Genomic DNA, 14,614 nt, shown 5'->3' with positions numbered 1-14,614 from the left:
AAGTTCCTTTCTATTTTATTTTTTCAATAAACTCTTTGGCAATTTGATTGTTAGGATTTTCTTGTAATATTTCTTTTGCTATTTGAATTGCTGTTTTCTTTTCTAAAAGCTTTTCAGGAATTTCATAAAAAAATAACAAAAATTCTTTATAACTAATATTTTGGGGAGCTAACCGCACACACTCTTTTGCATGATAAAATCCAGCTACATATGCACCATCTAAATGACACAATGGATGACATAAAATATCCGCTGTTAAAGATTGTAACTCAGCATTTTCCTCTTTTTTTAACCTTTGGCATAAAAAAGTATAGATAATCATATTAGGCTCATCAAAAGCCCATTCCATTAGTAAATTTTCTAATTCAGATATAGTTATTTCATATGATAATTCTACAGCTTTTATAAGTTCACCATCATAGATTTTTCTTTTCAATAAATCTTGCATTATTCTACCCACCCATTCGATACTTTTACTTTTCCATTTGGAAGTTTGACATACGTCACGGTTACTTTTTTCCCTTTTACTTTAAGGTTTTTTTGATATGCAGATTTTTTATATGCACTTTCCTTTCCACTTTTCATAACCTTGTGCATGACTTTTGATACGGATTTATAATTATTAGGTTTATTGGTAACTTTATTCCAATTGTGTTTTTCAGCCAAAACATGCTTTACTTTATTAGGCTGTTTCCCCAAACTTTTCAAATCATTCTTAACCATTTTAGAATATTGATATGTTTTATATGCTTTTTTTCCTTGATTCCATACCCATTTCACAATCTTAATTAATCCTTTAGCCTTATGCCCATCCGGATCCACCATCATCACCGGATTATTATTCCCATACGTATATCCATTCTGCGTAAGCGGATCATCCTCATCACCCGGATCCGGATCAACTGACAAGAACACACCATGAGTTGGATTGTAATATCTTGCTATTAGATAATACATCCCAATTTCTTTATCATACATATATCCCGCATACCCAAATGGATTCTCTGCGGCAATACCTTTTGCGTCACTCTTTAAGACATTACCCCATGCATCGTATTCGTAGTTTGCTACAACTTGTCCGTTTTCATCTGTCATCGCAATGACGTCGCCGCGTGGATTGTAGTGGTAATATAGCGTTTGGCCTTGGGACTTCATCGCAAGGCGAATGCCGTCTACGGAATATACATATTGACGAAGGACGTTTCCACTTCCATCTGTTTCATATAGTGGATTGATGCTGTCGCCGTCATAGTGATAACGTGTCGTTGTACCGTTTACTGTTTTTTCAATACGACGATTATCGTCATCGTATTTATATGTCGCAAATGGTGTGCTTTCACCTTGTTTTGTGATGGCGATAAGTTGGTCTGCTTCGTTCCATGTGTATTTGTATTTGCCATCGGATGTACGGTTTCCGTTGGCGTCATACGTTAGGGATTCGTTGCCAAACTTCGTCAGCTGATTACCGTCGTTAAATACAGCTGTTGTCGATACGGCTGCTTTCCCTGCTTCTGTTACTTGTACGCCTATGCGGTTTCCAAAGCCGTCATAGCTGTATTCTTTCATTGTACCATTTGGTAATGTTTCTCTTGTTAATTGGTTAATAGCGTCATATGCGTATGTTGTTTTTTCTGTTTTGTCACCAGTTTTCCGTTCGATTGCGGTGCGGTTGCTTGTTGCATCATACGTATAGGATTCTTCTAAAATACGCTGTGAATCTTTTGTACCAATTTGTAAGTTCGTAATTTTCTTGGTATGGTCATACGTAAATTGGGCCGCTGTATCATTGCCGGCCTGATAACGAACGACGTTTCCAAATTCGTCGTAATCAAAATAGAATGTTTTTCCATTATCGATTACTTTCGTATTTTGATTTAAGGCGTTATATTCATAGTTTGTTGTGTTGCTATATGAACCATGACTGATTGTTGTATCTTTTAGTTTATGAGATTTTGGTTGATACGACCATTTTACGCTGCCACCGCGGTCTGTCATGCTGATGATGCGGTTGCCTTCGTCATATGCTTTTTCACGTGTGATTCCGTTGATATGATCCGTTACCTGTGTTTCATTTCCGTTCTCATCATATGCATAGGAGAATGCATCTTTGCCGTTTCGTTTTGCTTTAATCGCTCGGTTTGCCGCGTCGTACTCCCATTCTAACACAGCGTTTGTTGGCAGAGTTGTCTTTGTTCTATTCGCATTTGCATCATACTCGTGTACAATTTTTCGCGATAACGCATCTTGGAAGACAGTTAGTTTGTTATCCACATCATACTCGAAGATGTTCTTTTGCGTTTTTCCGCCGGCTGTCACCAATTTCTCTGTCGTGTTTCCATTATCATCATAACTGTATGAAACAGACGTACCATTTGCGAGTGTTGTTTTTGTTAATTGATTATCTTCGTTATAGGCAAAGGTCTTTTTATTTTCTTTTTCATCTGTTTCACTTGTTTTGTTTCCATACGTGTCGTACGTAAATGTATTCTTACGGTTTTCTTCATCATAGATTGCAGTAATAAAGTTGCCATCTGCATCATACTCTGTTTTCGTTAAGTGATTCCCTTCCATAATCCGGATATCATCGAACCATACTTTTCCGGTATGTTCTTGATCAAACATCGTATGAAGCTGAATGCGTTTAATCGCCCCTGCGGATGCTGGGATGACAACTCCTCCGCGGTTCCAATCTTTTGTGCCAAGCGGGAACGTGATGTAATAGCTTTTCCATGTTCCGCCTTCATGTTCGGCATAGACCCAAACAGAATATCCATTGTTTGGCTGAGATGTACTGCTGTGTTTCACATTTTCCGCTTTGGACATTGCGGTAATTGTGATATCTTTCGCCTGGCTTTGATTTATCGTAATTTCTTGACGATAATGCAGATCTGGATTTGGATCAGTTGGACTCTTTCGTTCCATCACAAGCGCTGCTTGTCCTCCAAACCCTTCCCCGATAGTATCTATCGGTACGTTTTGCCATGTATGCCATCCTTCTAGTTTGTCTCCATAGTATTCAAAACTAGAGTTAGGTACTGGATTAAAAGAAGAAGCAACTGGTCCTTCTTCTAGCTGTAAACTGTCAAACCATGCCGTTCCACTTCCACTTGTATCCGCATGATCCGTAAATAACTCAATTAACAACTGATGTGTTTTTTCAGAAGTCACAATGGGTACTTGTCGTTTTGTCCAATCGGTTGTGCCATTTACTTTGCTATGATAGTTAGAGAATGTCGTTCCTACACGATTTCCATTTCCATCCAGCTCAACGATATGAAAATACGCACTCGCCTTTACTAAATCCTTTGTTTTTATCCAACCACTAAAAATATAGGGACGTTTTGGATCAACTGTTACTTTTTGGCTCGCAATGGTTGCTCCCCAATCTCCAGTAGTCGCTTTTGTTTCCATGCGCAAAGAGGATACTTGTCCTAACTCTGAGGAGCGAACCGTTCCATCTATTTCATTTTTTCCGCCATCGTTCCATCCACGCAGCTCCCAACGATCACCACCTGCTTCAAAACCAGGGTTTCGTAATAAATTACCACCCGGCGCTAGTTCTAAACTGCCGCGAATCGGATTTCCATAAGAATCATACTGCGTCACAGATGACGTTTTCGCTTGATAGTCTGTTTCCGAAACGGCATTGGCACCGTTATATGTTACAGACGTCGCTTTATCCTCTGCATCTGTTACTTTCGTTACATCATTATTTTGATTATATTCATACTTCTCTGTTCCAATTGCGTCCGTCGCAGATGTTACGTTCCCTTTACTATCATACGTATAACTTTCGGAAACGCGTTTTCCTTGGTCTTTTGGATCTGTTTTTTTCGTTAGGTTATTTGTTTCGTATTCATAGGTTGTCGTTAATTTTAATCCGTCTGCATCTACAATTGTTTTTGCTGGATTTCCTGCAAGATTATATTGATGGACATCTTTCACTTGCTTTGGATCTGTAACAGTCACTTCGCGTAATTCTTGATTATACGAAAGCTTTGTTTCCTTTCCAAGTGCATCTGTCACGCCAACTAGACGATTATTTTCATACGTGTACGTAGTTTTATACGGATTTTCTTCTGTATGCTTTGGGTCATACGTATAACGTAGTTTCCCATTTTCATAACCGTATCGATATTGTTTTCCTCTTGGTGTTGTTACACCCACTAACTGGCCATCTTTATAATCATACGTAACTGTACGATTCTCAGGGCCGACAAGCTTTGTTAATAGCCCGTCTGTATTATACTGTAAAGACAATGTACGGTTAGAAGCGTTTGTAATTTCTACAACACGATCATTTTCATAGCGATACGTAAGCGTATTACCATGTTCGTCTTTTACCTTTGTTAAATGGCCTTGTTTATCATATTCTGATACCGTTTGATCTTTATCAGTAACCGTATATCCAGTATCTATTTTCTTAATTTCTAAAAACACACCCGGCGGCGCTTTGTAGGAATTGTCTCCTACTTTTTCAAAACGATCGACTGCACGATCTTCATAAATGAAGTGCAGATCCCCATTTGGCTGCTCCTGTACTTTTTCATCAAAAGAACTTGTCCAGCCTTTTCCTAATACGCCTTGTTCTGTGCTGTTACTGTTGTATACGCGGTCAATGCGTAAGTCAGGACCACGTCCTGTTAAGGTGAAGTCCGATTCATCCATGACAAAGTTCCCGTTTGTCGCATTTACTTTACCACCGATGACATCAACAGAGGCAATATAATCTTTTAGACCAAAAATTTCTGTTGGTTCTGTCATTTTAATGCCGTAATCTGGAGAATACGTACTTTCGGCATGCCCAATATTACTGTAGGCTTGAATATGAACCCAATACTTATCGCTTCTAAAGTCCCCTGCATTTTGATACAGCTGAGAAGGGTTTAGCGCAAGTTCTTCTCCCATTCCATCCGTGTGGAATTGGTAACGACCACTTTTTAATTCATCTGCCGTTGGATACATTTTCTTTCCTTGTGTAGACCACTTCGTTACATTTCCAACATCAAATACATCATGATTCTTTCCATTATAAAAAATGACGCGATAACCTGTAGCACCAGGGATTTGATCCCAGTTCAGCTCAATGTATCCCGATTGAGAACCTATTAAATTGGCAAACACATTCGATCTCGGTTGTTTCGGTGCCTCTAGCGGTATAAATACCTTTTCTTCATCTGACTCTGGACTCACTTCATCATGAGGATACTCCGCTACAACTTTTATTTTGTAAGCATGTTTATCATTACTTTGTTCTTGAGAACCATTATTTTGATATAGCTGAGAAGGACTCGTTGGAAATTCTCCGCCTAATCCGTCAAAGTGGAGTTCATTCCGGCCACGGTTTACATCCTCTTGACTTGGCCAGATTTTTTTATCCTTTGTCGACCACCATGTTGTATTCCCAACGTGATAATAGTTATAATCTGCCCCGTCAAAAATCCCTACTCGATAACCAATTGCTCCTGGTACCGGATCCCAGTTCACATTAATATGTCCTGTTCCGCTTCCCATACCGTTTGAATAGGCTGATAAACGAGGTTTATTCGGCTTTGGATATGAATACGTAATTTCTAAATGCGGTGCTGCCTCTCCTCCGTTATAAGCCGCAATAAACTTCTTCCAATGCGTTTGTCCGCGTCCGTTCGGATGCAGCTTAAATCCATAGTTCGGTCTCTCACCGCTGAGCCAAGCTCTCACTGTATCTGTAACATTAAATTCTGCCCATTGATTTCGGCCGACATTCGTAACTGCGATTTCTTGGGACCACGGTTTTGTTTCCCAGTTCATCGTAATATAATCCCAGTCACCTTTGACTTCATCTAACCAAACTTCATTTGGACTATTCGCATAATAATGCCACGCCGCATAGGCATAAAACTTTGCATCATGCACAATTGCGCCATTCAAACTAGAAATTTCCGGCTTTATATAGGCAAAATTATAGCCAGTTGTATTGTCAAAATAGCCAACTTTTAACGTATGAGCTTGCAGATTTTCATCCCAAAGTACCCACCTTGAATAATTGTTCTTTGGATACGCACTCGATACGTAAGCTTCTTGGAAACTTTCCATCGCAATGGAAGGATCAATATAAACCGGATATTTTCGCTCAGGAGCCTGCAGCCATTTCGGATCCGCTGTAATGGTTACATTGTACGTATTGTCTTCTTGTTTCTCTAACGTATACTTTACATCTTCTGAAATCGGTGCTTCATTCGATTCAGGATGTACATTGGAATCTGTCATAAACGGTTTTGGCAATGTAAACACTGTCTTTTGTTTATCATCTACCATCAAAATAGAACCATCTTCTTGTAACTTCGGTGTCAATGTGGTTTGTAATTGGAAGGTAAAGATATAATGTCCTGTATATTCATTCAGAACAATATCTTCTTTTACTTTGTCATTAAACGTAATGGTACGTAAATCAATGTTTGGAAAAATATCTTTATACCAAACCTTATTTTTTTCATAAGTAGCTGTAACCTCAGATGGTTGAAGTTGTTCCTTCTCACCCTTTGCCCCTATTAATTTATAGGTAACTTTGTGACCATCTACTTCAAAGATTGCATATTCTTTCTGTTCTAATCTTTTTTGAAACGTTGGTTTTAACTTTGTTGTTTTTGTCTCAATCGTTTCTGTAGTCTTTGTAACAAGCTCTGGTTGAATCTCTTCTAACTTCCCATTTTTTTCGGTATGTATAGGCTCTGTATAGACTTTCTTTGTAAATGTTCCATTCTTGTTATCAAACACTTTTTCATGTTCGGTTCGTTCTTCTACCACTTCAGTAGGTTTGTTATCTGATACTTGTTGCTGTTCAGTAGAAGAAACTTTGTTTTCTTGCGCTGGTTTGTCATGATTCACCGTTTCTGCGATTGTCCCCATCGGAATAGAAGACACAATTAACGCCATTACGATGAGTTGGATTACATACCGATACCATCGCCTTTTTCGTTTTTCCTTTTTCATACATTCACCTCATCATTATGTTTTCAATCTTACGAAATACAATATAAAAAAATGATATATGTAAAGTAAATACTTTTTCTATATTGGAAAAATATACAACGATAATTTTGAATATTCACTGACAGTTGTTAGAAATGTATTCTCAATTACTCTATCTTTTAGTAAAATAAACATGAATTCAAACGAATATTACACCTTGTGTACTAATAATCTAATAAAAATTTCAATTACAAAAATCTTTATATTTATACATAAAGTAATTATCATGAAAGAATGTTTACTTCTTCGATAATGCTAATCTATCACCATCAAGTTAAATTCCCTCAAATAACTGTAAAAATATAACATTTTAACTTAGTAGTTCTTAAGAAGAATATTTTTTGGTACATTTCCTGTGACACAACACGTTTAAAAACATAATAAAAAGCTATCTACATTAAGATAGCTTTTTATTTGATAACTATGTAAAATGCCTGGATGGTTCTATGGTTAACACTTATATGAGTGGAACAATCCCTCCGTCTTAGTATGCTGAATCGCCCTAGCCTTCTTTTGTAATTGAAACTACAGTAGCTGTTTTATAATATCTTTAGCGTAAAAAACAGTGGAATTTTTCGACTCTTATCGTTTACGCGTTATATATAATTCTATTACTTTCAAGTAAAGTTTGATTAAAAATCACTTTTCTTTATAATACGCAGTTTCTACACATTCTGCTAAGCGTTCTATTTCCTGCATATATAATCCTCGTGACATCCATCCTGTTAACTTATATACAATATTATAAAAAAGATTTCTGGGTTCATATTCTGAGATCAATGTAAGTACTGTACCTTCCTCATCTTCTTCTAAAATATAGGTTGTAGTCGAATAACCTTGTTTCATCTCACCGCCAACTGAAACAATATAAGGTGCATCATACTCTAATAATTCCACCTCAACTTCAAATATTTTCTTTCCAATTTTTTGAACTGAAATACACTTATCTCCTACACGAGGATTTTTCTTATCTACATTTGATGCGTAACGATTTTCAACTATGAACGTATTCCATTCTTTTATTTTTTCATCATTATTTACATAATCAAATACAATATCAATTGGTGCTTGAATTACTATTTCTAAGGCAAAACTCATCCAACTTCTCCTCTCAAATACCCTATTCATTTCTGTTTATGTAGTAACAAAATCATTATGTCATATTTTACATAAGCAAAGTACAGGTAATATATTGAAAAACCTTATTAGAATTATTAAGAGAAGTACCTTTAAATTTATTTATGGTATTATTTCATTTCCATATGTGTATTGTTAGATAAACTTAGTTTTTACAGAATAATACCTTAGCAATGGGAAAGCACTACAAAAAAATACTTAATTCAACTTATATAGATTTATATCTTCAAAAAAATTCAAAAAAAAGTCATAAATGGCATGTTCTAAATTATATAGTGGAAAAGAAATTGCATCAAAAACAGGGAAATACGAAGGGGGAAATTTGATTGAAAAACAAGTTGATTTCTTTACTATCTGTTTTATCAATTATTTTTGGCGGGTTCTTCTTTTATAACACCGATACCTCGCAAGCAGCAACGTCCAACAAATACGTTCCTAACCAAATTATTGTGAAATTTAAAAACACTACTTCAGTTACTAAAAAACAAGAATTTCATAAATCAGCAGGAGCTGAAATTGTCTCAAAAGATGACGCTTTAGGGTTTGAAGTCGTTCAATTTACTTCAGGTACTGTCAAAGATAAGATAAAAATTTATAAGGATAACCCGGATGTAGAATATGCAGAACCAAATTATTATTTCCATGCATTTTGGACTCCTAATGATTCTTACTTTAGTAATCAATATGGATTACTAAAAATCCAGGCTCCTCAAGCTTGGGATACCCAACGAAGTGACCCTAACGTGAAAATTGCTATTGTTGATACCGGCGTACAAGGTTCGCATCCAGATTTATCATCTAAGGTAATCTATGGACATGATTATGTAGATAGTGATAGCCAATCCGATGACGGAAACGGGCATGGTACACACTGCGCTGGTATTGCAGGAGCTCTTACAAATAATAATATTGGAATTGCAGGGGTTGCTCCGCAGTCCTCTATATATGCTGTTCGCGTACTAGATAGTCAAGGAAGTGGTACTCTTGACGCTGTAGCACGAGGTATTCGAGAATCTGCAGATGCTGGAGCAAAAGTAATTAGCTTAAGCTTAGGAGCTTCTAGTGGAGGAACTGCCTTGCAGCAAGCTATTCAATATGCTTGGAATAAAGGTGCTGTAATTGTTGCCGCTGCAGGAAATTCTGGCAATACACAACCCAATTATCCTGCTTATTACAATGAAGTAATTGCAGTCGCATCTACAAATCAATCCGATCAAAAGTCCTATTTCTCAAATTATGGAAGCTGGGTAGATGTGGCAGCGCCAGGATCAAGTATTTACTCTACGTATAAAGGCAGTACGTATCGATCATTAAGCGGTACATCTATGGCAACTCCACACGTTGCAGGAGTTGCAGGATTATTAGCAAGTCAAGGATACAGTAACGTTGAAGTCCGTCAAATTATTGAAGCAACAGCAGACAAAATCAGCGGAACAGGAACATATTGGCAAAACGGTAGAGTAAATGCAAGTAAAGCTGTCCAATATGGATTACAATTAAAAGAAAAGAAAGCTTCATAAAAACTGGAACAAGTGTGTATATTATGTTCCCTATTGCCCTCTTAGCTAAGTTAAATATAGATAAGGGTAATTAGTTGCCTATATAGCCTGTAACAATGATTACTAAGTAATCATTGTTACAGGCTATTTTTTATTTCTATTAAACTAATGCACGAATTATTAATCATTATCTTCTGCCCACAGTATGCCTATCTTGTTTTTATCTATTGCTAAAACTCCTGTGTCAAATGTCGAGTTTGTAATTGATGTCCACCCACTTAGCCTAAAGAATCCATCAATTTCATCAAAGTTTCCATTAGTATAGTATTTTGCATCTGGTAGAAATTCGTTTAAAAAATAATTACTTAATTTTTCTGCTAAAGGCTTTGTTTCTAAATCAATATCATAAGCCATATCCATTGATAAAATGTACTCAAGAATTTTCTTAGCCATTCTTTTGTCAATTACTTCCCATCTTCCTTTTATTTCATTGGATTGATGACCTATCTCTTCCAAAAATTCTTCCTTTGTTATTTCATTTCCTAAATTATTTATACTTTTGAAACTGCAAGTAATGCTACCTGAATTTCTTTTGGTTAACAATACATTATTAAAATCTTCAAAGCTATTAAACATACATCAATTTCTCCTTGTTGTATTCGCATCTTTACGGCTAATTTTGTTTACAGTTTTCTTTATTATGAATTAATCTTAATAATTTCACTACATGTTTTCCTTTTTCGCTCACTCTTATATCCTACTAATAGTAAATGATTAATTGTATGGTTTCATTAGTTGCTGTTTTGTTAGTGCTGATTTAACGATATATGAATTATCTTCCTTTTTACAAGGAAATCTAAAATTTTCAGTAATGAAATATATATGTGATTCTGTCTCTAAGGCTACATAAGCTTTAAGTAAATGTTCCTCAATGTCTTTATTACTCCTTAATCCTAACCTTTCACGGCTGCGTGCTAAAAATTGTATATTTGCATGATCTGAAACTATAAAATTTAGTTCGCTAAAGATAGTCACTCATTTTATTCTCAATTTCTTTAATTAAGAGCATACCTAAATCAACCTGATAATTTTCTAAAACTCTCCCCATTGCCATCGAAAATGTTATCAAACCATTTTCTTCTATATTTCTAAGTATCCTATTTTCTGCTTCTTTTGATATCACTCCTACTTTATTCATTAATACTTTCTTTATTTCCATTACTTCTTTAGAAAGCTCTTGCACTGCTAAATCATTTGTATTTTTATCTGTATAATTTTCCTTTTTCTCAAACGTCAAATGCATACTAGAAAATTCCAGTTTATTTTCCTGATTAATCCCTACAACTTTAACATTATCAATTCTGTCCCCTATTGAAATATATTCTTCTATATTTTTAATGAATTTATCCTGAAACTTATTGATGTGTAAAAGTCCTTCAGTTTTGTATTCATCATCAGTTACTACAAATATACCAAATCCAACAATATTTTTTACTATGACTGAAACAAAAGAATTTATTTTATAAATAACCTTTAAATCCCTATGCTCTATCGCTGTCCTATGAAGATGTAGTTCGATATTAGTATCAACAGTTGCTAATCTTTTCTGTACCATTTTTACCACTCCTCTCCATATAACCTTTCTATAAATTTCCATATACACTCTATATTTCCTCTAATATATAAAATAACTTGTATAATATTGAATATTTTATTTCATTATTTTCATAAGGTTTAAATAATACTAGGCTATTCAAAAATTAAGTGTAAAAACTGGAGGTTACCACTTATGTCTCAAGTAAACCTGAAGAGAATAACTTCTGAAAACTGGCGAGAAGCTCTTGGATTTTCCGTAAATATTAAGCAGGAAAAGTTTGTTGCCGCGGTCAAGCCTCCTGTCGCTATTGCTCTTGCTAAGGCATATATCAAACCAGACGATAGGATGGTTGAACCTTATGGGATCTACCATCAGAATAAAATGGTGGGTTTCTTCAATCTGCACTATACACCTGATAGTAAAGAAGACTTTTGGCTTTTTCATTTTTTCATTGATAAAAGGTTTCAAAGAAAAGGATTGGGATCTGCTGCGATGAAAGTGTTGATTAAGCATATCAAAGCTACGCATCCTTCTTGCTATCGCATTCGCTTAACTGTTCATTCTGAAAATGATATGGGTAAAAATTTTTACACAGGACTTGGATTTACCGATGATCATATTCTTACATACGGTGAATCGACATATTCCTTGTACATTTAGCAAATTTTTAATCTAGCATAATAACTGTTGATAACACTGATTATCTGAATAGAAAGTTCTTTCAGATTCAAATCTTCTGAAGAGACTTTTCATTTTTTGTGATACATTGGTTTTCTGTTAACATAAGGTGCTCTCATGTACAGAAAACACCATTTCAGTCTACAACTATTTTTTAACAGTTTAATACTTTTTTCTATAGCCTAAAATATTTTTTAACGAAACACCTACACAATCAAGAATTTTTTAGGAGGGATATATCATATTTTCAAAAATAAATGAATTGAAAAAGCATTGAATAGTGTAAAGCAATTATTAGATAATAATCAGGAGATAAAGATATATGTTGGTATAGGAACGAATTTAAAGTAAAATTTGTAATTTTAATACTCTTAACCCTTAATATGGTAATTAAGTATATAGAAAGACAAACTAAATACAATTGGGTATTTTTTGTTCCAAAATATATTCTACTTCTTTCATACTCTGCTTATTTGTTTTTACAATCTTTTCAAATGGAACACCAATTTCATGTATACTTGGCTTCAATCAGGATATGTGAAAAAATGGGCATAAACATGCCCATTTGGAAAGACAAAAGATTGTTTGTACAACATGATTGATAGTATTATTAAAATCCTTGTTGTACACAATAAATATCTTTAATTTTCGCTACAATCTCATCAACAGCATACAAGACTTCTTCTTCACTTAAATATGGACTAATTGATATACGAATAGAACTATTTGCTTCTTCTTTTGTTAATCCAATCTCTTGTAAAACATATGACGGTTCTAAACTACTTGAGTTACAAGCAGATCCTGAAGAGATAGAAACAGTTCTCATACCTGCTATAAGTGTTTCTGAACTAATGTTTGGAACCATTATATTTATAATATGAGGTATACTATTTTCCATGCATACATTTACGCAAGAATGAGGTATTTCTTGTTGAATTCGTTTTACAACAATTGTTCTTAATCTCTTTACCTTTTCATAATTTTCTTCTAGTTCTAATACAGCAATATCACTTGCTACTCCCATACCAGCTATTAGTGAAGTCGGTAATGTCCCACTGCGTAAATATGTTTGTTCACCACCAAATAGTAAAGGCCGGAAATCTTTCTGTTTGTGTTGATTTACATATAAAACGCCTATGCCTTTTGGTCCATAAATTTTATGTCCCGATAATGATAAAGCATCGATATCTAATTTTTTTACATCAATTGGTATTTTTCCGAAAGCTTGAACAGCATCTACATGTATCAATGTTTGATACTTTCTGCATAGAGCAGAGATTTCATTGATAGGCTGAATTGTCCCAACTTCAGAATTAACATATGCAAAACTAACAACCCTTGTATTATCATCTAACAAGTATCGCAATGAATCTAAACAAATAGTTCCATCACGATTAATATCCACATATTTTACGATAATCCCTCTTCTTTGTAACTCTTTGCCGGCCCCTAGAATCGATTTATGATCTATAGGAGAGAGAATTACATTTACCGGTTCTTTTTCATAATAATCAACGGCTCCCAATAATGCCAAATTATTACTTTCTGTTGCACCTGAAGTAAATATTATTTCTTCTTTATCAGCACCAATAGAAATACCAATTTTACTTTTTGCTTGCTCAACTGCATACTGTGCTTTTTTTCCCATCACATGCTGAGACGATGGATTTGCAAATTCTGTTTTCATGTACTTCTCCACCACTTCGACCACTTTATTATGACACGGAGTGGTAGCAGCATAATCTAAGTACACTTGTCTCATAAACATTGTCCTCCTTTATTAAGAAGAAAACACAGAAAAATTAATAGGCTTTTCATAGATTTCTTCCTTGGACATTTCACCGCTTCCTCCTGGATCTGCAACGATAACTTTCATGCCTGTTAGATTATATAGATTAAGAGCAATTTCAATCCCTGTACGTACTGGCTGGTAACACTCCCCAGGCGCAAATAATAATAATGCTCTATAACCCGCCTTATATACCTCAGCAATCATTTCTGTAATTTCTCCTGCACATCCAGTTATACCGCAACTAATTAATGTTTTATAATTTCCATCTTCATCTAAAAACGATACTTCAGATTGATTGTCTCGATCATTTAACATTCTTTTTTCTAATTTTCCATCTTTCACTAGCTTACTAGCGCTTTTTTGAAATCTATATTTAAGCCAAGTTTCCGGAAAAAAGATTGGATTTTTTCGGCTAGACAAAATACTTTGTTGATTAAAGTACTTACTCTTTTCTAAACTTGTAACGTAAGCTTCTGGAATTTCTGTATATCTTTCGTAAAATTCTTTACGAAGGTCGCTAACACTTGCATTTGTAGAAGGGACATATTGCCAATCATTAATTAATAACAGGAATTTAATATCTTTAAATTGTTCATAAAATTGCTCACCTAACTGAATTCCAATATCCCAAGTATACATAGGGAATATACCTACTCTACGTGAAATCCGCTCTTTCATTATGCCTGTTTTCTGCTCTTCGATAATTCCAGGAGTTAAGTTATTCGTTTCTTCATTAAAAAAAAGCATAAAATGTCCTGACATAATTGCTAATTTTTCTTGAGTAGTATTTTTTAACTCTTCACTAATTAATTTGATCATTTCTTCTTCTGATGCAACTAATTGATGAATTCCTTTCTTTTTTACATTGATTGAATTCGACATATGTTATCCCCCTTAAAA

At 34.8% G+C, this 14,614-nt stretch carries 9 protein-coding genes; 2 read left to right on the top strand and 7 right to left on the bottom strand.

What is annotated here, in order from left to right; translation table 11 throughout:
• Positions 1-10: 10 nt before the first annotated feature.
• From BM350_RS15160 to BM350_RS15150, 3 genes are all read right to left on the bottom strand, one after another.
• Positions 11-448, bottom strand: coding sequence for a hypothetical protein (locus BM350_RS15160; protein WP_090911277.1), 438 nt, complete (start codon positions 446-448; stop codon positions 11-13).
• Complete coding sequence (locus tag BM350_RS15155) at positions 448-6,972, bottom strand: DNRLRE domain-containing protein (protein WP_090911280.1); 6,525 nt, start codon at positions 6,970-6,972, stop codon at positions 448-450. The genes BM350_RS15160 and BM350_RS15155 overlap by 1 nt, the downstream gene beginning before the upstream one ends.
• 678 nt (positions 6,973-7,650) lie before the next feature.
• Positions 7,651-8,109, bottom strand: coding sequence for an SRPBCC family protein (locus BM350_RS15150; RefSeq protein WP_090911282.1), 459 nt, complete (start codon positions 8,107-8,109; stop codon positions 7,651-7,653).
• A 365-nt stretch (positions 8,110-8,474) separates the two neighbouring features.
• On the opposite strand from BM350_RS15150, the gene BM350_RS15145 reads away from it, so the two are divergent.
• On the top strand, positions 8,475-9,668 hold the full coding sequence (locus tag BM350_RS15145) for a S8 family peptidase (protein WP_090911284.1): 1,194 nt from the start codon (positions 8,475-8,477) through the stop codon (positions 9,666-9,668).
• Positions 9,669-9,827: 159 nt separating this feature from the next.
• Here the strand turns inward: BM350_RS15145 and BM350_RS15140 are convergent, their stop codons facing one another.
• On the bottom strand, positions 9,828-10,283 hold the full coding sequence (locus BM350_RS15140; RefSeq protein WP_090911288.1) for a hypothetical protein: 456 nt from the start codon (positions 10,281-10,283) through the stop codon (positions 9,828-9,830).
• A gap of 385 nt (positions 10,284-10,668) precedes the next feature.
• On the bottom strand, positions 10,669-11,262 hold the full coding sequence (locus tag BM350_RS15130) for a S1 RNA-binding domain-containing protein (RefSeq protein WP_090911292.1): 594 nt from the start codon (positions 11,260-11,262) through the stop codon (positions 10,669-10,671).
• A 174-nt stretch (positions 11,263-11,436) separates the two neighbouring features.
• Here BM350_RS15130 and BM350_RS15125 point away from each other — a divergent pair, with 174 nt between their 5' ends.
• Entirely contained in the window at positions 11,437-11,904 is a 468-nt protein-coding gene (locus BM350_RS15125) for a GNAT family N-acetyltransferase (protein WP_090911294.1), read from the top strand.
• A 628-nt stretch (positions 11,905-12,532) separates the two neighbouring features.
• Here the strand turns inward: BM350_RS15125 and BM350_RS15120 are convergent.
• Both BM350_RS15120 and BM350_RS15115 read right to left on the bottom strand, forming a co-directional pair.
• Positions 12,533-13,684 (bottom strand): cysteine desulfurase family protein, encoded by a 1,152-nt coding sequence (locus tag BM350_RS15120; protein ID WP_244548009.1) that lies wholly within the window; start codon positions 13,682-13,684, stop codon positions 12,533-12,535.
• A gap of 18 nt (positions 13,685-13,702) precedes the next feature.
• On the bottom strand, positions 13,703-14,596 hold the full coding sequence (locus BM350_RS15115; RefSeq protein WP_090911298.1) for an LPD16 domain-containing protein: 894 nt from the start codon (positions 14,594-14,596) through the stop codon (positions 13,703-13,705).
• Between the last annotated feature and the right edge of the window lie 18 nt (positions 14,597-14,614).

It is taken from the genome of Bacillus sp. 103mf, assembly GCF_900116295.1.
Lineage (GTDB): Bacteria > Bacillota > Bacilli > Bacillales > Bacillaceae_G > Bacillus_A > Bacillus_A bruguierae.
This window is presented reverse-complemented; position numbering and strand designations above follow the sequence as displayed.

Bases quoted from the DNA above. Each gene is read 5' to 3' on its own strand.
- BM350_RS15160 (WP_090911277.1), bottom strand. From the start codon at position 448: ATGCAAGATTTATTGAAAAGAAAAATCTATGATGGTGAACTTATAAAA.
- BM350_RS15155 (WP_090911280.1), bottom strand. From the start codon at position 6,972: ATGAAAAAGGAAAAACGAAAAAGGCGATGGTATCGGTATGTAATCCAA.
- BM350_RS15150 (WP_090911282.1), bottom strand. From the start codon at position 8,109: ATGAGTTTTGCCTTAGAAATAGTAATTCAAGCACCAATTGATATTGTA.
- BM350_RS15140 (WP_090911288.1), bottom strand. From the start codon at position 10,283: ATGTTTAATAGCTTTGAAGATTTTAATAATGTATTGTTAACCAAAAGA.
- BM350_RS15130 (WP_090911292.1), bottom strand. From the start codon at position 11,262: ATGGTACAGAAAAGATTAGCAACTGTTGATACTAATATCGAACTACAT.
- BM350_RS15125 (WP_090911294.1), top strand. From the start codon at position 11,437: ATGTCTCAAGTAAACCTGAAGAGAATAACTTCTGAAAACTGGCGAGAA.
- BM350_RS15120 (WP_244548009.1), bottom strand. From the start codon at position 13,684: ATGAGACAAGTGTACTTAGATTATGCTGCTACCACTCCGTGTCATAAT.
- BM350_RS15115 (WP_090911298.1), bottom strand. From the start codon at position 14,596: ATGTCGAATTCAATCAATGTAAAAAAGAAAGGAATTCATCAATTAGTT.